At 42.8% G+C, this 25,868-nt stretch carries 20 protein-coding genes and 2 tRNA genes; 14 read left to right on the top strand and 8 right to left on the bottom strand.

Annotation, left to right across the window (positions count from 1 at the left end; all coding sequences use genetic code 11):
- The first annotated feature begins 169 nt into the window (after positions 1-169).
- The 7 genes from HY960_08505 (at position 170) to HY960_08475 (ending at position 6,281) form a co-directional block, all read left to right on the top strand.
- Positions 170-1,078 carry a proline dehydrogenase family protein gene (locus HY960_08505; protein MBI5215779.1) on the top strand — a complete coding sequence of 303 codons (909 nt, stop codon included), beginning with the start codon at positions 170-172 and terminating at the stop codon, positions 1,076-1,078.
- A 52-nt stretch (positions 1,079-1,130) separates the two neighbouring features.
- Positions 1,131-1,523, top strand: a complete 393-nt coding sequence (locus tag HY960_08500) for a four helix bundle protein (GenBank protein MBI5215778.1) — start codon at positions 1,131-1,133, stop codon at positions 1,521-1,523.
- A 137-nt stretch (positions 1,524-1,660) separates the two neighbouring features.
- The gene (locus HY960_08495) at positions 1,661-3,724 is read left to right on the top strand and encodes an oligopeptide transporter, OPT family (protein MBI5215777.1); all 2,064 of its coding nucleotides are present in this window, start codon (positions 1,661-1,663) and stop codon (positions 3,722-3,724) included.
- A gap of 3 nt (positions 3,725-3,727) precedes the next feature.
- A complete protein-coding gene (locus tag HY960_08490) occupies positions 3,728-4,090 on the top strand; it encodes a PqqD family protein (protein MBI5215776.1) in 363 nt (120 codons plus the stop codon).
- The gene (locus tag HY960_08485; GenBank protein MBI5215775.1) at positions 4,087-4,401 is read left to right on the top strand and encodes a nucleotidyltransferase domain-containing protein; all 315 of its coding nucleotides are present in this window, start codon (positions 4,087-4,089) and stop codon (positions 4,399-4,401) included. Before HY960_08490 ends, HY960_08485 begins: the two co-directional genes overlap by 4 nt.
- Entirely contained in the window at positions 4,391-4,795 is a 405-nt protein-coding gene (locus HY960_08480) for a HEPN domain-containing protein (protein MBI5215774.1), read from the top strand. Before HY960_08485 ends, HY960_08480 begins: the two co-directional genes overlap by 11 nt.
- 31 nt (positions 4,796-4,826) lie before the next feature.
- Positions 4,827-6,281: an aminoacyl-histidine dipeptidase gene (locus HY960_08475; protein ID MBI5215773.1), complete on the top strand. Its 1,455-nt coding sequence runs from the start codon at positions 4,827-4,829 to the stop codon at positions 6,279-6,281.
- A 66-nt stretch (positions 6,282-6,347) separates the two neighbouring features.
- On the opposite strand, the gene HY960_08470 is transcribed toward HY960_08475, so the two are convergent.
- The 8 genes from HY960_08470 to HY960_08435 all read right to left on the bottom strand — a co-directional run bounded on the left by HY960_08470 (position 6,348) and on the right by HY960_08435 (position 16,321).
- On the bottom strand, positions 6,348-6,866 hold the full coding sequence (locus HY960_08470) for a hypothetical protein (GenBank protein ID MBI5215772.1): 519 nt from the start codon (positions 6,864-6,866) through the stop codon (positions 6,348-6,350).
- Between the two features lie 128 nt (positions 6,867-6,994).
- Entirely contained in the window at positions 6,995-9,229 is a 2,235-nt protein-coding gene (locus HY960_08465) for a T9SS type A sorting domain-containing protein (protein MBI5215771.1), read from the bottom strand.
- A 41-nt stretch (positions 9,230-9,270) separates the two neighbouring features.
- Complete coding sequence (locus tag HY960_08460; GenBank protein ID MBI5215770.1) at positions 9,271-11,502, bottom strand: T9SS type A sorting domain-containing protein; 2,232 nt, start codon at positions 11,500-11,502, stop codon at positions 9,271-9,273.
- 69 nt (positions 11,503-11,571) lie between these two features.
- Entirely contained in the window at positions 11,572-12,204 is a 633-nt protein-coding gene (locus HY960_08455) for a fibronectin type III domain-containing protein (protein ID MBI5215769.1), read from the bottom strand.
- Between the two features lie 554 nt (positions 12,205-12,758).
- Positions 12,759-13,376, bottom strand: coding sequence for a transposase (locus HY960_08450; protein MBI5215768.1), 618 nt, complete (start codon positions 13,374-13,376; stop codon positions 12,759-12,761).
- 77 nt (positions 13,377-13,453) lie between these two features.
- The gene (locus tag HY960_08445) at positions 13,454-14,950 is read right to left on the bottom strand and encodes a hypothetical protein (GenBank protein MBI5215767.1); all 1,497 of its coding nucleotides are present in this window, start codon (positions 14,948-14,950) and stop codon (positions 13,454-13,456) included.
- Between the two features lie 110 nt (positions 14,951-15,060).
- On the bottom strand, positions 15,061-16,083 hold the full coding sequence (locus HY960_08440) for a hypothetical protein (GenBank protein ID MBI5215766.1): 1,023 nt from the start codon (positions 16,081-16,083) through the stop codon (positions 15,061-15,063).
- Positions 16,084-16,247: 164 nt separating this feature from the next.
- Positions 16,248-16,321: transfer RNA gene (locus HY960_08435), tRNA-Arg, on the bottom strand.
- A gap of 193 nt (positions 16,322-16,514) precedes the next feature.
- Between HY960_08435 and HY960_08430 the strand changes: the two genes are divergently transcribed.
- The 7 genes from HY960_08430 to HY960_08400 all read left to right on the top strand — a co-directional run bounded on the left by HY960_08430 (position 16,515) and on the right by HY960_08400 (position 25,848).
- Positions 16,515-16,597: transfer RNA gene (locus HY960_08430), tRNA-Leu, on the top strand.
- A gap of 54 nt (positions 16,598-16,651) precedes the next feature.
- Positions 16,652-17,935 (top strand): trigger factor, encoded by a 1,284-nt coding sequence (gene tig, locus HY960_08425; protein MBI5215765.1) that lies wholly within the window; start codon positions 16,652-16,654, stop codon positions 17,933-17,935.
- A 17-nt stretch (positions 17,936-17,952) separates the two neighbouring features.
- The gene (gene clpP / locus HY960_08420) at positions 17,953-18,573 is read left to right on the top strand and encodes an ATP-dependent Clp endopeptidase proteolytic subunit ClpP (GenBank protein ID MBI5215764.1); all 621 of its coding nucleotides are present in this window, start codon (positions 17,953-17,955) and stop codon (positions 18,571-18,573) included.
- The gene (clpX, locus tag HY960_08415; GenBank protein ID MBI5215763.1) at positions 18,573-19,841 is read left to right on the top strand and encodes an ATP-dependent Clp protease ATP-binding subunit ClpX; all 1,269 of its coding nucleotides are present in this window, start codon (positions 18,573-18,575) and stop codon (positions 19,839-19,841) included. Before clpP ends, clpX begins: the two co-directional genes overlap by 1 nt.
- A gap of 131 nt (positions 19,842-19,972) precedes the next feature.
- Positions 19,973-20,635: a fumarylacetoacetate hydrolase family protein gene (locus HY960_08410; protein MBI5215762.1), complete on the top strand. Its 663-nt coding sequence runs from the start codon at positions 19,973-19,975 to the stop codon at positions 20,633-20,635.
- A gap of 1 nt (position 20,636) precedes the next feature.
- The gene (locus HY960_08405; GenBank protein ID MBI5215761.1) at positions 20,637-22,937 is read left to right on the top strand and encodes a M23 family metallopeptidase; all 2,301 of its coding nucleotides are present in this window, start codon (positions 20,637-20,639) and stop codon (positions 22,935-22,937) included.
- A 133-nt stretch (positions 22,938-23,070) separates the two neighbouring features.
- Positions 23,071-25,848 carry a valine--tRNA ligase gene (locus HY960_08400; GenBank protein MBI5215760.1) on the top strand — a complete coding sequence of 926 codons (2,778 nt, stop codon included), beginning with the start codon at positions 23,071-23,073 and terminating at the stop codon, positions 25,846-25,848.
- Positions 25,849-25,868: the final 20 nt, after the last annotated feature.

Genomic DNA, 25,868 nt, shown 5'->3' with positions numbered 1-25,868 from the left:
TATTCATCTTCTGTATTCCAAATTTGACACGACTGTTTCACGAACAGTTCATCGTGTTCATCAACATAAATTATTTTCTGATTCGTTTCATCGTACAACATGTTCACGTAAGTTTATAGCAGCAACCGCTCAACCGAAAATCTTCGTTCGATAATCTGAGAAGTCTCCTATGAATTTTCTGAATAAGTTAGTTGTCAAAGCAGTTCCCTTAGTTCCGAAATCCATTGTTAGAAAGTTTGCAGGTCGTTACATTGCCGGTGAAGAAATCTCCGATGCTGTTCGCGTTGTCAAACAGTTGAACAGCCAAGGGATGATAGCGACGCTCGATGTGCTTGGTGAAAGCATCACAATGCGGGAAGAAGCAACATCCGCGACCGAGATGATTATCGAGGTTATCAAAACAATTGAGAAGGAACAACTTGATTCGAATGTTTCCATCAAGTTAACTCAGTTAGGATTGCAACTTGATAAAGTATTTTGCTTGGATAATGTTCGACGAATTGTTCAAACGGCGAAAGAACGGAACAATTTCGTTCGGATTGATATGGAAGATTCTTCCTGCACCGATGACACGATTTGGGTGTACAAAGAAATCCGAAAGCAGTTTGATAATTCGGGCATTGTTCTTCAAGCGTATTTGAAACGAACAGAAACAGATGTCGTCTCGCTGATGCAGGAAGGATTAAGGAACTTTCGCCTGTGCAAAGGCATTTATGTAGAGCCAGCTGAAATTGCATTCAAACAAAAAGATGAAATTAACAAAAACTTCATGCGTGTCATTGAAGTGATGCTGAGAGAAAAAGCCTACGTTGGCATTGCAACACACGATAGTGACCTTGTAGCCGGATCATACAAGGTAATTGAAAAGATGAAATTACAAAGGCACGAATACGAGTTTCAAATGTTGCTTGGCGTGCGCCCGGAACTTCGGGCGAAAATTTTGAAGGACGGTCATCGCCTTCGTGTCTATGTTCCGTTCGGAAGACAATGGTATCAGTATTCGATTCGACGATTCAAAGAGAATCCGCAAGTGGCAGGTAATGTTTTTAAGGCGTTGTTTTCAAAAAGTGTACAGTAATTTACTGTTTCCGGTTTACTGTTTCCTGTTTTCAGTTTTTACAGTTATGTGAATGGCTACAATTAAAAGGTTTGAAGATATTGAAGCATGGCAGAAAGCGAGAGTGTTGTGTCAGGAAATTTATGCCGTTTCACGAAACGGACAGTTTGCTAAAGACTTTGCGTTGAGAAATCAGGTATGTGCTTCAAGTGGTTCTATCATGGATAACATCGCTGAAGGTTTTGAGCGTGGCGGACGAAAAGAATTCATCCAATTTTTAGGAATTGCAAAAGGTTCTGCCGGTGAAGTGAAATCTCAATTGTATCGAGCCAAAGATTATTCGTATGTTGACGAAAATGAATTTGACAAACTGTACAAACTCACTGATGAGATTTCAAAGATGATTCACGGGCTCATCAACTATCTGACCAATTCAAGTATCAAAGGACAGAAATATAAAGAGTAGTAAACCGTTTCCGGATTTCTGTTTCCTGTTATTATCAACAGAAAACAGGAAACTGTAAACTGTAAACTAACCATGAGTATTAAAAAATAGAGAATTCAAAAACAGAATTAATCACTAATTTATAGAAGAGAGAATTTATGGCTGAACAAAAACCACAATTCAAACCATTTGTCCCTGCCGAGACGAACCTGAAAGAGTTCACGATGTCTGCGCTCTTTATCGGGCTTATCATGTGCGTGGTGCTTGGTGCGGCGAATGCGTATCTCGGTCTCAAAGCCGGTATGACAATCGCTGCAACGTATCCTGCCGCGGTTATCGGCATGGCAATTTTGCGCGTACTGAAAGGAAATATTCTTGAAGAAAACTTTGCACGTACGGTCGGTTCAATCGGAGAATCGGTTGCAGCAGGCGCAATTTTTACTTTGCCTGCTTTTTTCATTGCAGGAATTTGGACGGAGTTTGCAACAGTGAGTCACTACTTGCAAGCATCGGCAATCATGCTCGCAGGCGGTGTGCTTGGAATTATGTTCGTTGCATTGCTTCGCCGCGTGATGGTCGAAGATGCAGAACTTCCCTTCCCGGAATCTGTTGCAGCAGCAGAAATTCATAAAGCAGGAAGAAGCGGCGGAACAGGAGCGAAGTTCTTGTTCGGCGCGATGGGCGTCGGTGCGGTTATTCAATCGCTCGGTCAGGTAGGATTTTTTGCAACTGCTTGGCAGAAGTTTATTTCTTTCCCGCTCGTTCTTAAAACCTTTGTTGATAAAAATCTTATTCTCGAATCACGAAAAGTTTTTGATGGCGGTATCGTTGCAAGTACTCCCGGTATCAGTCCGGCGTACATGGGAGTCGGTTATATTATCGGACCGAAACTCGCGTCGCTTAACTTCAGCGGCGGACTTCTTGCATGGGGATTGTTCGTTCCGATACTTACTTATTTCCTCGCTCCGAGTTTGATTGAAATGTGGCAACAAAGTCATGCAGGTCAAACCCCAACCGAACAGGATTGGCTCACGATGTCAACGAATGTTTGGAAATATATCGTGCGTCCGATTGCCATTGGTGGAATGTTGGTGAGCGCAGGGTTCACTCTTTTTAGAATGAGAAAGAGTTTAATCACAGGAATCAAACGTTCAATAGGCGATGTAAAGAAAGCGGCGACAGGCGAACATGTTACCGTTCGTACTGAGCAAGACATCAGTTTCAAATGGATTATGATTGGTATCGGTTTAACTGCTGTAGCAACCTTTTTTATCTACCATTTCTTTGCTCAAGATATTTTAGCAGCATTGATTGCAACAGTTGTAATGATTATTGCAGGATTTTTCTTCGCCGCCGTTTCCGGTTACCTCGTTGGAATGATTGGTTCAAGTAACAATCCCATCAGTGGATTGACGCTCTCAACATTATTGGTCGCTGCTATTCTGATGGTGGTTCTCGGGATGGAAGGAAATCCCGGAGTTGCCGCAGTGCTTGGAGTTGCCGGAGTTGTCTGCGTCTCGGCTGCGGTTGCAGGTGAAATGTTGCAGGATTTGAAAGTCGGACACATTCTCGGTGGTACGCCGTGGCGAATGCAGATTGGTGATTTGATTGGCGTTGCTCTTGCTTCGTTAGTGATGTTTTTACCGTTGGTTGTTTTACAGCAAGGAGATATAAACGCTGGGAAAATGGCTGACCCTCCGTATGAAGGCGGATTTGGCGGACCGAAACTCGCGGCGCCGCAGGCAAGTTTGATGGCGCTTCTTTCACAAGGAATTGTCGGCGGGCAAATGGCATGGCCCCTCATTGTTGTCGGAATGTTAATGGGACTTGGATTGATTGCAATGCAGGTTCGTAGTCCGATGCTCGTCAGTGTCGGAATGTATTTACCGCTCGATACAACGTTTGCAATTTTTGTCGGCGGTGTGTTGAAAGGTATTGTTGATAAATTCAATGGAGCGAGAAAACATAACGACGCTCAGAAAGCACGTGTTGAAAACACAGGCGTGTTGCTTGCCGCAGGATTGATTGCAGGCGAAGCATTAATCGGATTATTGTTTGCCGCGCTTGCGTTCTTTGAAGTTCCACTCTTCTCATTAGCGAGTGATTTTTCGTTGACGATTAGTTTTGTTGTACTTGCAATAATCGGTTGGATTCTGATTAAGATACCAATCAACAATGCAGGCAAAGCAGATGAACCGGCTCCACCAACTGCGGTCATGTAGAAAGTGTTCAAATCAAAAAAACAGGAATCACAACTCAACCTGTTAGATATAAAACCGATTCGAAATTTGAAATGGGAAACAGAGGAGAACGGCATCGTCGTTCTCCTTGTTCCCAAATTTCGGACTGGCGCAATCTCCCGATGGCTAATGACAAAACTTCCTAAACCGTACATCAAAGTAAAGTTAGATGAGCGCGGAAGTTTTGTGTGGACTCAGTGCGACGGGAACACAACCGTTGGAGATATTGCAATCAAAATGGGAGGAGCGTTTAACGAAACACCTGATTCGATGTATGAACGAACCGGCAAGTTTGTGAATCAGTTGTTGAGAGATAAGTTCTTGCTCTATGAAAAAGCAACAGTATGATTTCAAAGAAAACAATCAACAAGATTACGAAAGAAATTGTCGAAACATGTAATCCGCATCTCGTGATTCTTTTCGGCTCCTACGGTCGCGGTAAACCGACGGAGGAGAGTGACCTCGATATTTTTGTCGTTGCTGATTTGCCGGGAAGTTCAGTAGAAAGGATTCGTTATGTGAATAGAGCAATTACTGCTTGTGGTTTTGGAATTGACATAGTAGTAAGAAATCAAAAACAAGTGATAAAAGCACTCGCCGGAAGGGATTGGTTTATACAAGAAATATTCAAGGAAGGTAGAGTGTTGTATGAACGATGAAACTGAACGATGGGTTGATAAAGCAGAAGGTGATTATGAGGGTGCTGAACTTCTGGCAAAAAAGAAATCAAACAAGACAGCGCACTTGATTTGTTTAGCTTGTCAGCAAAGTGCTGAGAAATATTTAAAGGCATTTTTAGTTGAGAACAATGTTCGCTTTTCGAAAACCCATGCTTTAGTACGAGAACTATTACCTCTTTGCCGAACTCTTGATGATGAGTTTAAAATTCTTACTTCATTTCTGTCTGTTCTTGACCCGTATGCAGTAGAATTCCGATATCCGGGCGACACTATCCCACTGACAGAAGTTCGTGCATCCATTTCAGCCATTAGAAAGATTCGTAAATTTGTCCGAGGGAAACTCGGATTAGAAAAACAACAAAGACTTTTATAGTCATTTTCATATTTATTAAAGGAATAAAATTATGTCAAAAGCGATTCAAGGATTAAAACCACCACTCGTTTGGAAATACTTTGCAGAGATTGCGCAAGTGCCGCGCCCCTCAAAGCACGAAGAACGTATTGTCAAATACATGCTCGATACAGCAAAGAAACTCGGCTGTGAAGCTAAGAAAGACCGATACATGAATGTTGTCGTGTCGAAACCTGCATCGAAAGGACGGGAGAAAGTCGCGCCGCTCTGTTTGCAGGGACATCTCGATATGGTTTGTGAGAAAAACGCAGACAAGAAGCATGACTTCATGAAAGACCCGATTGAACTCGTTCGCAAAGGCAATATGCTCATGGCAAACGGAACAACGCTTGGCGCCGACAACGGAATCGCCGTCGCAACGATGTTAGCAATTATGGAAGATAAAACGCTCCAGCATGGACCGCTCGAACTCCTCTTCACGATTGATGAAGAAACAGGACTTACCGGTGCAAGTAATCTCGGCGGCGATTTACTCAAGAGCAAAACCCTCATGAATCTCGATTCGGAAGAAGAAGGCGCTTTGTATGTCGGTTGTTCCGGTGGACGTGATTCGCTTGCAACATGGAATGTGAAATTTGAAAACGCTCCAGCCGACTCAATTGCAGTTGAAGTAAGTGTAAAAGGATTGAAAGGCGGACATTCGGGATTGGAGATTGACAAAGGACGCGGTAATGCAATCAAAATTATGAATCGCGTTCTTCATGAACTCAACGCTCTCGGCTCACGGCTCAGCGCGGTAAACGGTGGAAACAAACGCAACGCAATTCCAAGAGAATGCGTGGCTCAACTTTTTGTCCCCAAAGCTAATCTCGATAAAGCCAAGGCGGCAGTTGCCAAGATGAATGAAACTATCAAAGCGGAACTTGCAACTGTAGAACCTGACCTTGCAATAACACTCCAAGTTCAAAAAGCAGGAAAAGGGAAAGTGATTGCAAAATCATTACAGAACAAAATTACACAAACAATCATGTCGTTGCCTCACGGTGTGTTGAAGATGAGTGCGGATATTCCCGGTCTCGTGGAAACATCAACCAATGTTGCAGTAATTAACACGACGAATAAAGCAATCGTCATGGCAACAAGTCAACGAAGTTCGGTCGCCTCCGAGTTGCTTGAAGCTGTACAGACGGTTTCTACCATCTTCAGACTTGGCGGAGCGAAGGTTCAAAATTCGGATGGGTACCCCGGATGGAAACCAAATCTCAAATCGCCGATTCTGAATCTTGCAAAGAAAACGTATAAGCAACTCTACAAGAAAGAGCCGCACGTGAAAGCAATTCACGCCGGACTTGAATGCGGAATCATCGGCGAGAAGTTTCCGGGAATGGATATGGTTTCGTTCGGACCTACGATGGAAGGAGTTCATTCACCCGATGAAAAACTTCACATTGATACCGTTGAGAAGTTCTGGAAGTTCTTGCTTGGAATTTTGAAATCAGCGAAGTGATCCCTTGGGGAAACTGGAAGTAGTATCATAAGTGGAGTCCACTTCGCAAAGTGGACTCCACTTCATTTAGAAAAGTTTGAATAAATATCCTGCCTGAAACAGGAGAACCGCGTGGGAGTAATCTTCGATTCCATACGCAAAGCCTGCCTGAATATGAAATCCTTTGAAGAAGACTGAATAGTTGGAACCGATATAACTTTGATTATTGAACTGAACCGTTCCGTCATCGTTCAGATTTTCGTATCGGAATACTCCTCCTGTAATAGAAACATCGTGCCGCGTAGATTGAAAAATCCAGATGATATGTGAACAATCAAGTTGAACTCCCTGCCATCCTGTAAAACTCATCCCGCCTGAAATTCTTATTGCTATTGGATTTGAATACCAACCGGTTGTTAGACCCATACCTGACGGAAAGCCTAACGTAGGACCGAACACAATACGGGAATTTCCCTGTTCACCGGGGAAAACAATTTTTTTCCGTTGTGATTCATCGGATGGTTCTGATGCAAAAATGTGTGAACACAGAATGGAAATCAAAATGAGAGTAAGGTAAAAATATTTGATATTCATAATGGACGGCATAATATACCAAAAATAAAAGTGGAGTCCATCCCGTACGCAGACGAGATGGACTCCACTTGATGAAACAATCGCCCGACCAGCGTTAGACGGACGATTGCGTTCTTCCCTCAACCTAATCCACTAGTGGTTCACTTGATCAGGAGGAGTTTTTTTGTTTCTATAAAATTACCTGCGTGCAAACGGTAGAAATATATTCCGCTTTGGATGTTGGAAGCATTCCACTCGACAGATTTATATCCTGCATCCTGAGTTTGATTCACAAGTGTGGCAACTTCTTGACCAAGCACATCATAAATTTTCAGCGTGACATCACTTTTCACTTTTAACTGATAACTTATAACTGTTGACGGGTTGAACGGATTGGGATAGTTTTGCTCAAGAGCGAACTCGGTTGGAGTTTCGGGTTTTGAGTTTTGAACTTCTCCTTCCGGCGGTGATGGCGGCAGTTCGTGTGTCGGAACGATTCGTATTCTATTTACTGCCGACATCGTCATTGACGAGGAGAGAATCAACGTGCCGGCTTGGTTAACCTTTACCCAATATCCTTTTCCGGGGTGGATAGTATCTGCTGTAGAATAACCGTTTGCGTACCCGAAGAAATTTCCTGTTATCATCCCGGGCGGCTCACTCACGATGGAGGAAACGACAATTGGTGATGAGATTGAACCTATCATGTTCCAGCCTTCATTTACATCAAGTGTTTCGGATGTAATGGGTGCGCCGAGAAACCTGAGACTTTCGGGTGAGGCAAACTTTAACCAATATCCGATTCCGTTTGCTAAAGTGTCTTTAGGCGAATACGCGCTTGTGTAGGTAAAAGCATCTGACGTTGCTGTAGGAAAGAGAATGGCTTTCGTGTAATTATTTACAGTTAAAGGAAAAGAGACAATGTTCCATCGGCTGTTTACCGAAATTGTTGATGTTGTTGTACCAATCCCGAGTCTTCCCCTGTGGTCGACACATTGTGTGTAGATGTCTCCCGTATCACTACGTTCGTCTTGCCAGGTGATGATCGCTCCACCCATCCCATCCGTGACAATAACTGGCCACTCTTGTTTATTCATTGCTGTAGAAATGGGGAAACCATCAGTTGCCCATTCGACAACTCCTGCGCTGTTAATGTTCTGTGCATAAATATCAGACAGTGCATTATTTGGATCATTGCGGCGATCTTCCCATGTAATAATAGCACCTCCCAATCCATCGCTGATGATACTTGAATGTCTTTGTAAATTTGTTGCTGCACATACTGCTATACCATTACTTGTCCACTGCACTACGCCTGCACTGTTGATGCGTTGCGCATATATGTCGGAGTAGCCACTCGTGTTCTCCGGATTCCTTCGCCAGGTAATAATTGCTCCTCCATTCCCGTCGCTGGTGATTACAGGTTGGTATTGCAAAATTGTCCCCGTGCATATGGGCATACCCCGACTTGCCCATAGAATCGATCCCCCATTACTTATTCGCTGGGCGTAAATATCAATTCCACTACCAATTCCATAGTGCCAGTCCCACCATATAATAATTGCTCCTCCTTGTCCATCGCTCGTAATGTCTTCGATATATTGGTCTGTTGTCGATGCACACAACAAAACGCCATCGTACGTCCACTGAGTAACACCTTTATTATTAACCCTCTGAGCAAAGACATCCCAATTCGTACCGCTACGATAGTCATACCACGTAACAATGGCACCTCCGCTTCCGTCGGTTATGATGATCGGTCTCCATTGAGAAGATGTGGCTAAACATAAAGCGATACCGTTGCTATCCCATTGTACTATACCCGCATTATTTATCCTCTGGGCGTATATATCGGGATAAATACCGTTACTGCGATAATCTTCCCAGCTGATGATTGCACCTCCAGAACTGTCATTAACTATAGTGGGATACATTTGATTGTTTAAAGCATTCGAAATGGGAATACCATTACTTGTCCATTGCACCACGCCTGCTCTGTTGATGTGTTGTGCATAGATGTCAACATTGCCGTTGCGTGTATCTTGCCACGTAATGATTGCCCCGCCGTTCCCATCGCTTGTCATATTAGACCACTGTTGGTCACCGATAGCCGTACACAAAGCTACTCCATTACTTGACCATTGAGACACACCTGCACCATTTATGTGCTGCATATAAATGTCGAAGTTATCGCCTCTTTGATCGTTCCATACGATAAAAGCTCCACCCCAACCATCGCTCATCATCTGCGGATAAAATTGGCCAGAATCTGCTGTGCAGATTGGAGTATTGATATTGGGATCCTGCGACCACTGGGAAATGGCTGTTATTTGCAAACTAATTAGTAGTGAACAAATATGGATGCTTAAAAGAATCAAAAAGGGCTTCTTACTCATTTTTGCCAAATACCTGAATAGTTATGAATAATCAAGTAGTTTTATTTGAGAAGAAGAAGTTTTTTTGTCTCGATAAAATTATCTGCTTGAAGACGATAGAAATACATGCCACTGGGAATATGTTTAGCGTTCAACTCCACAGATTTAAAACCTGCATCTTGAATTGCATCGATGAGCGTGGCTATTTCTTGTCCAAGTATATTTAAGACTGTGATTTTTACATGCGATTTATGCGGTAAAGAATATTCAATATTTGTCGAGGGGTTAAAAGGATTAGGATAATTTTGTTTCAGGTGGTAGGAACTTGGCACAAATGATTTATTTTCTTGAACATCTACAAGACAAATGCCATTACAAATAAATATTTTACCTGTTGAAGTACCTGCAAAAAGTGTGTCATTATTGTTTATGGTCATAGCTGTTACTTGTAAATCAGGTAAACTATCAGTACATGTTTCCCATCTTGAATTATTAGGATTTAAATTATACACACCATAACCATACAGCGATGCATACACAACTTCATTTTTCCTACACAATAAAGAATAGACAGTCCCATTTGGTAGTCCTGAATTAAATGACGTCCAAGAAGTTCCTTCATCTGTTGATTTTAATATCAAAGCACCGTTATCTCCTGTTCCTGCAAGGACATTACCAGAAGAATCAAGAGTAAATGAGAGAATTGGGACATTTACCGTTCCTTGATATACTTGATTCCACTGGTCACCGTTATTAGTAGAACGGAAGATTAATCCGGAATTACTCCCAGCAAGAACAGTATTGTTTTTTGTTACAATCAAAGACCTAATGTTATAAGTAGTTAAACCCGAACTTATATTTTCCCATGATGCACCATTATCTGTAGAACGAATAATTCCTTTACTTGGTACTCCATAAAGTCCAGCATAGATATATCCACTTTTATTAGTTGCTAAAGCCCTTACTTCACGATCATTCGCATTGGTACCAGTATAGCAGTGAGTCCAGTTTTTTCCATCAAATGACCAATAAATTCCTGAATTACTATTGTCAGAATTACTGGCTGCAAACATTATTCCACCGCTTGTTAATATTAATGAAACTATATTGTTATATCTTAATGCACTGTCTGGCCAAGTTTTACCTTTATCTGAAGAAATAAATATACCAAGTGCTGTTCCGGCAAACAGAGTGTGTGAATCTGTGAAAAGAAGCACCCTTATATTTGCATTATATCGCACTGTACCCTGGTATTGCCATTGAAAAGAAGGGTCAATTTTCCGAATTCCAAATGAAATAATAATAGAGTCACCCAATAGTTTGCTACGTAATTTACCACTAAGAGGCAATACACAACTTACTGAAAATTGTGGATCACTATCAAAAGCAGATGTTGTATCATATTTCACATGAGTGGGAGCACTCGTTCCATCAATAGCGGATTTCCAGTCAGCAATATATCCTAGTACATTTCCCACTGCTTCATCGAAATTATTTCCTAAATTTGAAGGAAACTTAGAAGAAGATAGCATATCATTTCCGAAATACTGAGTCGAATAAATGCCATATGAAAATGATAACACATCATATACGTTTACAGCTTGATCTATATTTGTTTTCCATTGTTCTTTATCAGGAATGTCTAACATTTCCACCAACCCTTTTCCACCTTCTCTGACCGTATTATTAGCAAGTGAACCAAGAAATATGGGACATGTGGCTGCCGAAACACCTGCTGAAAGACCCCCAGTTAACGGTATTGCAACGATTCCTCCCGCACAGGGAAGAGCTGCATACATTGCAAATGGATCTTGAATAGTTTCATTTACAGCATTCAACATTGAAGTGACAAGAATATCAAGATTTCTATTTGTCTGTCCTGGACTTAAAGCAGGGTTGGGTTGTGTATGTTGGAACACGAAAATACTATCACTAAGTGGATAATGAGGTGATGTTACAAAGATTCCATAGCTACCATGTACCCCTCCAATTATGAAATCATAGATTATCAATCCTGTATCAGTTGGAGCGCAGGCGCTGTATGTTATTCTTCCATCTATGTCAGTATTGGGTAATAATTTGCATATAAAGAGACATGGATCATTTACACCTCCTGATTGTTCCGCTACTGGTTGATCGTTTTGGTCGGTCAATCTCAAATGAAATGTAATTGTCTCACCAACATTATATATGGTTTTATCAGTTCGTATCAAAAGCTGATTTTGACAAAATAGTGTACCTGTTCCCAGAATAACAAAGGAGATAAAAGTGAAAAAAAAGTACAAGTGTTTCATAATAGTTCCTTCAGGTGTATGAATTGTAACTTTAATAATTGTTTATATTTTATCGGATAGTGAATTGTTCTACGGCGCTACCTTCGTTGCCGGATCGCTTGCCGAGCCCTGAACATTGTTTCCACCAATTGCGGCAACGCGAAACCAGTATTTTGTTCCGCTCGTTAAATTGGCAACAGTCTTACTCGAATTGGTGCTGACTGCAACCTGACTCCAACTTGTAGCAGTGGGCGGGTCGAGACTCATTTCAATGACGTAGCTCTTCGCACCAGTAACGGGGTCCCAACTCAGGTCAATTTCACCTTCGCCATCTCCCATGGTTGCGCTCAGGTTTGTAGCAATGGTAAGGGCGGAGAGCCGTGAAGGAGCCGCTTTCACTTCCATCCCCGCGCTGAGGATGATTGCGTCGTCCCCTGCGCTTGTCCGCTCGACATACCCTGCAAGCGAGGTGAGTTTATCGTTTAATATTTTTTCCTTGTCATCCCGAGTGCTCGTTTTAGATTGAGCGATTTGGTACGCCGCTTCCTGATCTGCCTGCGCTTCCCTGAGGAATTTCGCGGCATCTTCGACTTCGTTCAATGGTGGTTGCGGTTCGGGAAAGTTCGCATTTCCCGACATCGCTTTGATAATTGTTTCTGTGAAGGTAAGTTTTTCAGGAACCGATAAACGGTGCAGTCCGAGTTTTACTTTTGAGTTTGCCATAGTTGTGTTCGTGATTGGCTATTGGTGAGTGGTGAATTGGTGAATAGTGGATTCGTGATTCGTGAATTTGTGATTCTTGAATCCAACTTGTTGATTTGAAGATGAAAATGGCTTTCGCTGTTACCTGAAATTGTTGTAAAATCAACTAACATTGTCTCGATTTCATGTGATCTTGTCACAGAATCATCAGACATTGCCGCAATGTCAGGTGTTTTCAAGGCAACATCATCAAACATTATTGTGATGTCTGTTGATTTTATCAAAGAAACACCTGTTTCTGACATAAAAACAGGTGTTTTTATAGAAATGTCAGATGGTGAGTGCTGAAAATTGTATGTATTGAGCATAGTTTCTATACATACTATTGCAACGGAGTTATCCGTTCGCGGAAAAGTTTTTAAAAATATTTTTTATTCGTAGTAGCCGCTCACCAGAGCGGCATATATCGTCACCAGAGCGGCAGATGTCGTCACCAAAGTGGCATGTATCGTCACCAGCACCACAAATATGAATGTGGGTGCGGGTCGGTGACCCGCTACTACGGGTGGGGAAGATTATTCGTATGTTGAGGATGCAGGAAACGATTTCTCATCGAAGGAATAATAATCGTTGTCGAAATATCCTTTGTCAACCAATGCTTTGAAATTATGGTAAGGAAAATCTTTTGGGGCTATTCTCAGATGCTTGTATGAATTATAAAACAGGTATGCAAGATGATTGTGCAGGTCGTTGTTTGTCCAACCCATTCGAATGCAGTGGTCCATTGTTCCGGGTTGCCAGATGGGTTCATCGTTACGTTCATAGTAGTAGCCGTTCACCAGAACGGCATTTGACATGACTGCATTATTCGTGCGGGTCGGGTGCGGGTCTGGTGACCCGCTACTACAGAGGCGGGTTTTTATTTCGCGGGAGGTGAACTTTTTGAAATCACGGAGGAAGATTGAAAGGTCGGTGGCTTGTTCAACTTCTACAAGAAGATGGATGTGGTCTGGCATGATGGTGTATGCGACAAGTTGTTGTATCTTGCTTTCATAAAAGTATAATTCTTCGATAAGGAATTCCGGGATTCCGGGTAAATGAAGAAACGGTTTTCGTTTGAACGTACAGAAGGTAAGGAAGTAATACGAATTGTCTTGAGAGTAACGAGGAGGTTTTTTCCGATATTGTTTCATACAATAATACCAAATTGATTAAGCGCAGTAGCCGTTCACCGAACGGCATTCAATGAACAGCATTCAATGAACTGTAGTTACCGAACGGTTTGCGAGTCTGATGACTCGCTACTACGTATCGTTTCAATGTACCGTTTATTCATCGTCGGCTCGTTGACAAATTTTTCTCCATCCCAGTATTGCACGCCTTTGCGGAGGTTTTGGTAATAAACAGAATCAACCGGTGTACTGAGTTTTCCTTCTTTTACCATTTTGCGATGGAAAGTAAGGAACCAATCCTCTCCATCAACACGGTAACAACGATATAAGGAATCAAGAAAATAAAATTGATAATAGGAATCGTTACCAACATATTCAGCAACGTTGATACGCGTAACGCTTTCGCTCGCGAACATGATTGCGTCGGCATTATTTCGTTTGGCTGTTGCAAAAAGTTTAATGTCGCATCTCGGGAAAAGGAGATAATATTTTTCTGTTCCTTCCGGAGTATTCATCGGAGTTCTTGTTGAATCGGCAGGAGAGTAGCCGGCAATTACACGAGGGTCCAGTACGGTAAGAGAAGCATTATCAAACGCGTTGTTCTGAGCCGCAAAGAGCAATTCATCAACTCCATCTTTATCAACATCCCTATGGGCAATATTTGAAATGTTTCCAATATGCCAGAATATCCCAAGTACTTCACCGGATGAACCCTGAAGATGAACGATGGGAGATGGATAGTATGTATCGTGATTGAAAAAGACCGTCACTTCACCTGTTCCGTTGTGGTCAAAATCTCCTGCCATGAAAAGTGATGGAAGATAATTTCCTGTCATGTGTTCCGTCCCAAAGGTCATTTCCTGTGTCATAGCATACGACCAACGTTCAGTTCCATCGGTGTTAAAACATATAATTTCTTTTTTTCGAGGATAACTTGAAACAAAACCAATATTCGCGATTACCTCTTTTTTTCCATCGTTATCAACATCAAGAGTTGCAAGATAATTCTCATATTTGTTTTGTGAACCTCGGAGCCGGCTTTCAATATCATACCCAATCCCAATATGCTTTCTCCATAATTCTCTCCCATCTTTATTATAGGTAACAAGAAATTCTTTCTCTGCACGGGCGTAGTTCGGATTGGTATCGAGCGGAGGAGGCATTACATTTTTCGGTGTGAAGAAGTAATAGGTGAAGAACACCAACGCGGCGGCGAGGGATGTTCTTACTGTGGCTTGAATTGGATGGAACCGGAAAAAATGATAGACCCGTGAAGGGAGATTTCGTTTCTCCGGTTCGATAATTTCAACATAAGCATCAATTGCATCTTCCTTTTGTGCAAACGTCGAAGAAGGTAAAGCAAGCCGTGGTTTGAGGGGAGTTGTCAGTTGCTCGGCAAATGCTTTGTCACGTTCCGTTGCAGGTTGTTTCATTCCTTCGGCAACGGCAGTATAAAAAGCGCGCAATCTCTGCACATGCTCGTAGCAGAGTTCACAATCGTTCAAATGTTCTTGAAATAAATTCGTTACTTCCTGAGAGAATTGCTCAGGAGTAAGGACGTATGTTTCTATTTCTTGTTCTTGTAAGTGATTCAATTAAAGTTCAAAATTAAAAATTAAAAGTTATTTGTCATTAGCGACTTGATACTTAACTACTCATCTACCCAAACAACTATTTCCACGTTTTAAGGGTTTTCCAGAAAAAATCAAACATCATCCATTAAATGAGAATGAAACTCTTCACGGACGAATTTGAGTAAATATTCCATTTTCGTTCGATACGATGCATTATACACGCTTTCAGGCATTGGCAGATATCTATTTACGTAATAGTACAGCGATTGAGAGAGCCCACTATCACTAAGCCAATCATCTATCATATCTTCAAATGCCGAAAACATTGCTTGCGCATCTGACCTGTTAATTTTTCCATGGGTGAGATATGTGAAAACAATTTTTTCCTTTAAGGCAGTTCGAACTTGACTGCACATCATTTGAATATCTATATCTGAAATATGACTGAATTGCAATTGTGTATTGTCTTCGGAAAATTCTTCCTGTCCGTGAAAAACTTTCTTAAATAATTGTGTAACATCAACAAGCAACACGGTGCGACGGTATTCTGCTTGTCCGACTAAGATTGTGTGAAGTTCTTCCAATAAATTTTTTGTTGTTCTGCGATGGTCTAACCTACTTAAAAATTCGGTAGTCAATTGTTCGGGGGGGAATATTTTTAAGTGTTCCAAAGAGTCGTGTGATGCAGGTTTAATGAATAGACCTCGTCCATCTTTCTGAAGCGTGAACAGTGTCGTCTGCTTAACGCAATCGCGAATGTTTCTATGAATTTTTGCACCTTCGGAATCATTTTGTCCGAACAGGCGCGCGAGTTGTTTATCAGCGATGGTTGTAAGGAGGCGTTTATACGCAGAAAGCACTTCTTCGTCGGGCAATGTTTCAAGCGGTGCGTTCAATGATTGTTTGAACCGGAGAAATAGCGGGTACTGAAAATCTTGGTCTTTGATAAATACATTTCCGAGACAATCCCACGCAACATCTTCAGCGCTGAGTCCTTGTTGTTGATAAAGATGAGAGAGAGAAGAACGAATATAAGTCAAGTGTGCATGAACGAGAACGCGGGAAATCTTAATCAACTCGGTAAGTTCTGATTTTGTTATCGAGTTGGTGCATATCTTTTGAAGATACAGTTTCAGATTTTTGTAATCCGGCACGAAAATGATTTTCTTTTTGACGTGGTGATAGTAACAAGAAAAAGGGAAAAAGGCAAGAGAAAAGGAGATGTGTGTTCTTTTTGTAACTCTTCCCGCTTTTGTTTTGCTTCAGCGGGATTCTCAATATGGCAATCACGGACTTCGTTCGTGAGCGATTTTGGAAGTAGGCCCGACGCGAATCGAACGCGTAACCCTCAGCTTAGAAGGCTGATGCTCTATCCAATTGAGCTACGGGCCCTTGGGATGTTTCTTTTTGCGGCAAAAATATACTGAAATTCCTTCTGCTCGCCAAACAGCCGTTTTTGTACTTCCTTCAAAAAGACTTATATTAGAGCCGTTTTTGAGTGAGTACGGATGACTTATAACAGCAATCTTCCGACAATTCAAATTTCACAAATCATTAGTATCAAACAATCATTCAAGATTTTTCAGGGCGAGTGGCGGAACTGGCAGACGCGCTAGACTTAGGATCTAGTGGTAACCCGTGGGGGTTCAAATCCCCCCTTGCCCACCAAGAAATGGATATCGCCTCCCTTGAGTATCATCAGTAATAGCAGTAAGGAATTTTGTGGACGTTACAATCAATGATATTTCCAACATCGTAAAAGAATTACAAGTTACTCTTTCCCTCGAAGAGTTACAACCGCATTTCGAAAAAGCATACAAACGAGAGCAAGCAAAAATTGAAATTAAAGGTTTCAGGAAAGGGAAAGCCCCTCTTGAAATTGTTAAACGAATCTATGGCGAGTCTATCGAGTATGATGCGCTTGATGATATCGCCAACGATGTGTTCAAACAAATTCTGACCGAACGAAATATCTTTCCGCTGGGCGAAGTGAGCATGACTGACATGAAGTTCAAGCGCGGCGAGCCGTTTTCGTTCACCATCAAATATGAAGTGCAACCGGATTTTGAATTGAAGGAATACAAAGGAATAGCGGTAGATAAGTTTGTCCACACGGTTGATGAGGATGAATTAGAAGATGAAATCGAACGGTTGAGAAAAGCCAACAGCACGTTGACAGAAGTTCAAAAAGCCGAGGATGATGAACATGTCGTTACGGTTGATATTCAAGAGTTGGATGATAGCGGTTCGCCGCTCATCGGGAAGAAAAGTTCGGGGGGAAGAATATATCTTGCTGATGAAAATATTTTCCATGAGGTACGATATACACTGCAAAATATCTCCGTCAACGAATCGCGCCGTGTCAGTTTTGAAGTTGAACATGGCGACCACAAACATTTGAACAACTGGGAATTGACCGCAACAAAAATTGAAAAGGTGAATGTGCCTGAACTTACAGATGAGTTTGCGAAGAAAGCGACTCGTCTGAAAGTAGATACAGTCGAACAGTTCCGCGAACATGTGAAAAAAGATTTGGAAGCGTATTGGGCAGAAACCACTGACCGATACATGAAAGAGGCGCTCGTCGGGGAAATCGTGAAACAACATGATATGGAAATCCCTCAGGCAATGATTACAGGGTTGACCGATGCGAAGATTGAAGAACTGAAAGAACAATCTCCCGGCAAAAAAATGCCTGACGATTTCGACGAGAAAAAATTTCGTGAAAGTTACAAACCGATTGCAACGTATTCAGCAAAATGGTTCTTGATTCGTGATAAGATAGTGGCAAAAGAACAACTTACACTTACCGACGCGGAATTAGAAGTGATGGCAGAAGAGGATGCCCCGAAGATGAGTATCTCGAAGGAGCGACTGCTTGCATTTTATAAGACATCGGATTCATTGAAAGATAAAATGGTAAATGATAAGTTGATGAACTTCCTCGTTTCACATGCTGTTGTAACGGAGAAAGTTCATGAAGAATCAAACGAATTAGTTAGTTAAGAACAGAAAGAAAAATCATGAGTGTTAAGACAATCAATCAATCAATTCCCTATGTCATCGAGCAAACGGGTCAGGGTGAACGTGTCTATGATATTTATTCCCGGTTGATGAAGGAGCGAATTATTTTCCTCGGCACACCTATATTTGATGAGATGGCGAGTGTGGTTATTGCGCAATTGTTATTTCTTGAATCACAGGAGCCGGAAAAAGATATTCACATGTACATTAACAGTCCGGGCGGAAGCGTGACAGCGGGCTTGGCAATTTACGATACAATGCAATACATCCGTCCGGATGTATCGACTATTTGCATCGGGATGGCGGCGAGCATGGCGGCGGTGTTACTCACCGGCGGTGAAAAAGGAAAACGGATGATATTGCCGAATTCGCGGGTGATGATTCACCAACCGTGGGGCGGTGTTCAGGGAACGGCTTCCGATATTAGTATTCAGGCGGAAGAAATATTGAAGATGAAAAAACGAATCAATCTCATTCTCGCGAATCATACAGGAAAAGATATTGATTCGCTGGAGAAAGATACCGACCGCGATTATTACATGTCAGCCGATGATGCCAAGGCATACGGGTTGGTTGATACGATTCTTTTCAAAAAACCTCGTGCTGAGAAAAAAGGATAATGGGAAAAAATTCAAATACCGAATATCAGATTCAGTGTTCGTTCTGCGGGCGACTTGCTGAAGAAGCGGGAAGCATCATTGCCGGACCGGGGGTGTATATTTGCGATACGTGTGTTGCAAGTTCGGTAGAAATTCTCCGCAAAAATAATGTTCGAGCGAAACCGAAGCAATCCTCAGCCAAACCATTGCCGAGTCCGATGGAAATCAAAAAGGCATTGGATGAATATGTGGTCGGACAGGAACATGCAAAGAAAACGCTTTCCGTTGCCGTCTATAACCATTACAAGCGCATTGATTCACAGGATTCGTTCGGAAGGTTTGATGATGTCGAAATTGAAAAGAGTAACATTCTCCTTCTCGGTCCGACCGGAACGGGGAAGACGTTGCTTGCACAGACTCTTGCACGAGTGCTTGATGTTCCCTTCGCTATTGCCGATGCAACAACGTTGACGGAAGCAGGGTATGTCGGCGATGATGTCGAGACGGTGCTTGTTCATCTTCTTCAAAATTCGGATTATGATGTGGCGAAAACGGAGCGCGGCATCGTGTACATAGATGAGATTGATAAAATTGCGCGCAAGAGTGATGGAGTATCTATTACGCGAGATGTTTCCGGGGAAGGGGTTCAACAGGCATTGCTGAAAATTCTTGAAGGAACTATTGCCGGAGTCCCGCCAAAAGGCGGACGCAAACATCCCGAGCAGGCGCTTATCAACGTGAACACGAAACAAATTTTGTTTATCTGCGGCGGCGCGTTTGAAGGATTGGAAAAAATTATTGCGCGGCGTGTCAGTCAGAACCCGATTGGGTTTGGTGCAAATATCAAAAGTAAAAAAGACAATACGGTAGATGAATACTTACCTCTCGTCGAGCCGGATGATCTACTAAAGTACGGATTGATACCGGAGTTCATCGGGCGATTGCCTGTTGTTGCGACGTTGGAAACCCTCGAAGAGAAAGCGCTTCTCAGTATTTTAACTGAGCCGAGAAATGCGATAATCAAACAGTTCAAAAAACTGTTCCGGCTTGAAGGTGTTGAATTGGAATTTGAGGAAGAAGCATTGAAGTCAGTTGTCTTAAAAGCAAAAGAACGGAAAACCGGCGCTCGTGCGTTGCGTTCGATAATGGAGGAGACAATGCTGGAAATCATGTATTCCTTACCATCAAGACAAAATATTGCAAAATGTATTGTAACAAAGGAGACCATTCTGAAAAAAAGAGAGCCGATGTTTGTACTTAAAGAAAAGCGAGTCTCGGCAGCAAGTTAGATTGCCGTAGTTTGATTTGACCGCAGTGAGATTCCGAAAGGATTCTGCTGCGGTTTTTCTTTTTCGGTGATGAAGATTCTGTTGTAAAAAACCTCAGTTCTGTCTATATTCAACACAATTTATTAGTAGATATGAAAACTGTTCGCGTACGAAATAAGGAATATCCGTTGCAGGTGAGCAAGATATTTTGCCTCGGCAGAAATTATCTTGAACATGCACGCGAGATGCGCGCCGAAGTCCCTGACGCGCCGGTTGTTTTTATGAAACCATCGTCAGCATTGTTGACCGAAGGAGAAGACATTGTGCGTCCGCCGATTTCCAAGTGTATGCACTTTGAAGCGGAACTTGTCGTGGCAATCGGGAAAACAGGAAACCGTGTTTCTCCCATCCGGGCGCGTGAGTATATTTTCGGCTACGGCATCGGATTGGATATGACTCTGCGCGATGTTCAGGATGAGGCGAAGAGGAAAGGTTTGCCATGGACGACGGCAAAAGGATTCGATACTTCTGCCCCCATTTCTGAAATCATCCCGGTTGAACAAATCACAAACAAACAGGAATTGGATTTTGAATGTCGCGTGAATCAGGTTCCGCGACAACGCGGTTCGGTGAAGAACATGATTTTCAATCCCGAGTACATCGTTTCATATCTCTCCTTTATCTTCACGCTTGAAGAAGGAGATTTGATTTTTACCGGAACACCGGAAGGTGTCGGAGAAGTAAATGAAGGCGATATTGTTGAAGCGGAGTTGCTGGGATATACGAAAATAATGCACAAGGTGAAGGTTGCATAAATTGATTGTTCGTACTTTGTGCTTTCTCCTTGGTACTTTGTTCTTTACTGTATTTCCACTAACGAGCGGTGGTCCGGAAATGATTGATGTTTCATCAAATTCTTATCTGAAAGAATTTGATAGTATTCGCACTGACCTGAACGATTACATTTGGCCCACCGATGTAACGAAAAGAATCACTTCTTCGTTTGCTGAATATCGCACGATGCACTTTCACGGCGGGTTGGATATCAGCACGAATGGAGAAGTCGGACACAATATTTTCTCAGTCCGCGATGGTTCGCTCTACCGTATCAGCATCCAGCCGAATGGTTACGGGAAGATGTTGTTCATCAAACATAACGACGGATATTACAGTGTGTATGTTCATCTCCAAAAATTCAGTGAGCGCATTGAACAACTTGCACGTCAGGAACAACTTCGCAAAGGCGCATTCCCGATTGACGTAACGTATGAAACGCCTTTGCTTCAAGTGAAAAAGGGGGAAGTAATTGCGTACTCCGGTGAGTCGGGAGTTGGTCCGCCACACATACATTTTGAAATACGGGATGAAAACCTGAACAATGTCAACCCGATGTTGATGTACGGCGATTCGCTTCCTGATAACATTGCGCCCAGAATGAAAAGTATCGCGTTGTTTCCGCTCGAGATGAATTCAACAGTGGATGGAAAACCCTCAACGAAATATATGAGCCGGTTCGGACGGGGAAAAGGAACATTCAAAATTCCACAGACGATACGTGTACATGGCTCTGTCGGATTCGGCATCGATGCTTACGATATGGCGAATGGCTCGAGGAACAAATCCGGTATCTACCGGATCGAGTTATTTCTTGATAACAAACAGATTTTCAGTAAACAGTTGGACAGATTTCCTTCTCTTCAGACAAAGCAAATCTATCTCGATTATGATTATCCGACTATACTCAGCGGCAAAGGTGAATATCAAAGATTATATGTCGAAGAAGGAGGAACGCTTCCGTTCTATGAGCATCATTGGTATGGCGATGGAATCATCAATACGAAAGAATTAACCGAAGGCGAGCATGAGTACAAAATTGTTTGCAAAGATTTCACCGGCAACACAAGCACACTTGAAGGAAAATTCTTTGTCAATCATTCTCCGAGAGTTGAGTTGCTCAGTGTGAATGATAACAAGATTGTGTTGAAGTCAGATGTTTCCGAATCACTCAGCAAAATTATTGTGTCGGGAAAGAAATTGTTAAAAGGCGCGTGGACACAATCAATCATCAAGAAAGAAAAATTTCAAGTCGAAGGTTCGACAATCGCGGTTACTGTCCCGACATCAAAGTATGAGATGCTGAAGATTGTGGCTGAATCGAAATTGGGAATTTCTTCTGTGCCGCTTTACCATTTCATCAAGAAGCCGGATGGTCCGAGAGAATCAATAAACTTGAAATTACAGCAGACGCGAGATTATGTCCTAGTGAATGTTTCAACAAAAGGGATGTTCACGGGCGAACCGCATCTGATGATTAAAGAAGGGATTGCACAACGGGATATTTCACTTGAACAAGAAGGACTTTCTGAGTTCGCCGGCGTGTTCAAGCCGACGAATACGTCAGCGGGTGTTCATATCATTGATGTACGAGCGGAAATAAACGGCTTGCCTGTGCATACGACCGAGACATTGGAGTTGTTTGCCATTCCCACAAACTCATCCGGTTCGTTTTCGCTTGGGAATGATAATCTTATTATCTCGTATGATTCCGGCGCGGTGTATAAACCGATGTTGCTGAACATCAACAATCAATCAACTATTTCTTCAACAAAGTTTTCGCTTACGCCGACGGACATTATCCTCAATAAAGGATTGAAAATTTCTGTTCCTGTTCATTCACATCAGTTGGATGGAAAACATGGATTGTATTTCCGTGGGAATGGCGGATGGGTTCTTCACACGAATTCGCCTGACCCGTCTCAGGAATATTTCACGACAACGCTCACCCGTACACTCGGTGAACTTACCATTATGAAGGATGAACAAGCGCCTTCTATCGGGCGACTACGTTTCAATCAGGCAAAAGGATTGGTGAACGGAAACTTCCGATATTCCGATAATCTTTCCGGCGTAGATTTCGATGAGTTGAAAATTTTTGTTGATGACCAAATCATCATCCCTGAAATTGACGGAGAGAAGCGCCGTGTTTGGTTTCAATCAACAGAGCGACTTTCCGCAGGCAAGCACACGCTCACCATCACCATGAAAGACAGGATGAAGAATGAAGCGAAACTCACGAAGACGTTTTCTGTCAAGGCGAGCGCTTCAACAATACCCTAAGATTTTGTCATTGGTCAATTGTCATTTGTCATTTGTAAAAACCCAATGACCAATGACAAATGACTATTGACACTACTCGTTTAGTACAATACAGAATTTCTAATATCACGCATCTCATATCTCAAATCTCAGAATGAAAGAACTCAGCAAAGCATACGTTCCGAAAGAAGCCGAAGAAAAATGGTACGCCTTCTGGCTTGAACACAATCTTTTTCATGCGAAAGCAAATCCCGCAAAGAAACCGTACACGGTAGTCATTCCTCCTCCGAATGTAACCGGAATTTTGACGATGGGTCATGTTCTGAACAATACAATTCAGGATGTGTTCGTACGATGGAAACGGATGTTGGGACATGAAACACTCTGGATGCCCGGAACAGACCACGCCGGAATTGCAACACAAAACGTCGTTGAGAAATCTCTGGCAAAGGAAGGTTTGAAGCGGCACGATTTAGGGCGAGAAAAATTTCTCGAAAGGGTGTGGCTATGGAAAGAGCAATACGGGGGAACCATCATCAAGCAATTGAAAAAACTTGGCACATCGTGCGATTGGGAGCGCGAACGGTTTACAATGGATGAGGGACTTTCTGCCGCAGTTCAGGAAATTTTTATTCGGTTGTACAAGAAGGGATTAATTTACCGGGGTAAGTACATTGTGAACTGGTGTCCGAAAGACCATACTGCCATCAGCGACGATGAAGTGAATTATGTTACGCAACAAACAAACTTGTGGCACATCAAATATCCAATCAAGGATTTACAGGAGTATGCCGTTGTTGCAACGACGAGACCGGAGACAATGCTTGGCGATACAGCAGTTGCAGTGAATCCGAAAGATGAGCGGTATAAACATCTCGTCGGACGGACAGTGTTACTACCGTTGGCGAACCGTGAAATTCCCATCATCACGGATGATTTTGTTGACCCGACATTCGGAACGGGAATGGTAAAGGTAACGCCCGCGCACGACCCGAACGATTACTGGATTGGCGAGCGGCACAACGCAAACATCGGGCAGCGGCATTTGATGGCGCCGATAAATATCTTCGATATTTCCGCGCATCTGAATGAGAACGCCCCCGAAAAATACCGCGGCATGGACAGATATGATGCGCGCAAAGCCGTGGTGAAAGATTTGGAAGAACTTGGATTGCTCTTGAAAATCGAACCGCACGAGCATAACATCGGACGATGTTACCGTTGCGACACGGTGATTGAGCCGTATCTTTCCGACCAATGGTTTGTGAAGATGAAACCGCTTGCGGAGAAAGCGTTGCAAGTTGTGCAGGACGGAACAATTAAATTCCATCCGGACAGGTGGACGAAAACATATGAACATTGGATGACGAACATCCGAGATTGGTGTATCTCGCGCCAACTTTGGTGGGGACATCGGATTCCTGTTTGGTATTGTGTCGGTGACGACCATTGCAGGATTGAGTGCAAGCAACCGATGGTGACACGAACAAAACCAGAATCGTGTCCGCATTGCGGCTCGACTAATCTACGGCAGGATGAAGATGTGCTTGATACATGGTTTTCCTCTGCGCTTTGGCCCTATTCGACGCTTGGTTGGCCCTCCGATAATCCTGACTTGCGATATTTCTATCCGACCGATACGCTTGTTACCGGACCGGATATTATTTTCTTCTGGGTGGCGAGAATGATTATGACGGGACTCGAAGTAACGGGCGATGTCCCGCTTCCCGATGGAACGAAACGAACGAACGCGAACCAGATGGTTCCGTTTAAGGATGTTTATTTTACGAGCATCATCCGGGATATGCAGGGACGGAAGATGAGTAAATCGCTCGGCAACTCTCCCGACCCGCTCGATGTAATTTCCGAGTTTGGGGCTGACGCGCTTCGCTTCACGATTATCTATCTCGCTCCGCTTGGTCAGGATGTTCTTTATTCAAACGAGAAGTGTGAAATCGGGAGGAACTTTGCTAACAAGATTTGGAATGCAGGAAGGTTTCTGCTGATGAATCAGCAACAAGTTTCCAGTTTCCAGTCTTCAGTTTCCAGTGTTAATCAACAGGAAACAGGAAACAGGAAACAGGAAACATACATGGACTTGGCTGACCGTTGGATTCTTTCGCGTCTTCATTCTACCATGAAAGAATTGAATGAGGCGCTGGGAGAGTTTGAAATTAATCAGGCGACGAAAATATTGTACGGATTCATCTGGCATGACTTCTGTGATTGGTACGTGGAGATGTTGAAGGGGAGATTGTACGGAAGTGAATCGAATGAAGTGAAGCAAATAGTTCTGAACCGCGCAATCGGTGTGTTTGATTCTTCTCTCCGATTGTTGCATCCGTTCATGCCGTTTATTACGGAGGAACTCTGGCAACATCTTGCAGAACGAGGCGAGGAGGAAAGCATAATGGTTGCCGAATATCCGATGTATGATGCACGATTCACGGATTCACGAGTGGAAGCAGAGATGTCGTTTGTGCAGAATGCGATTTTGAGTATCAGAAATATCCGGGGCGAACTTTCTGTTCCGCCATCGAAAGAGATTCAGATCATCATCAAATTTCCTGACACCTCGAAAGAAGAAATCATCAAGAAGTATTCGAACTACTTCCAACGACTTGCCCGCGTGACAAGCATTGAACAATGGAATGACGGGACGAAACCGAAGCAAGCGGCAAGCGCCGTTGTTGAAGGGGGAGAGTTGTTTATTCCGCTTGAAGGATTGATTGACGTTGATGCTGAACGTGAACGCATTCAAAAAGAAATTGACCGCCTGCAGGGATTGTACGAAAGCACGGAGAAGAAACTGAGTAACGAAAGTTTTGTTGGTCGCGCGCCGAAAGAGATTGTGGACAAAGAGCGGGAGAAATTGGAAAGTTTCAAACAGAACTTGGAGAAACTGCGGAAAAATTTTGAGCAGTTTGAATGACGTATTAGACAATTCTTTGA

This window comes from Ignavibacteriota bacterium, assembly GCA_016212665.1.
Classification (GTDB): Bacteria; Bacteroidota; Ignavibacteria; order UBA10030; family SZUA-254; genus FW602-bin19.
Note: the sequence above shows the minus strand (reverse complement) of the source record. Positions and strands in the feature narration are given on the sequence as shown.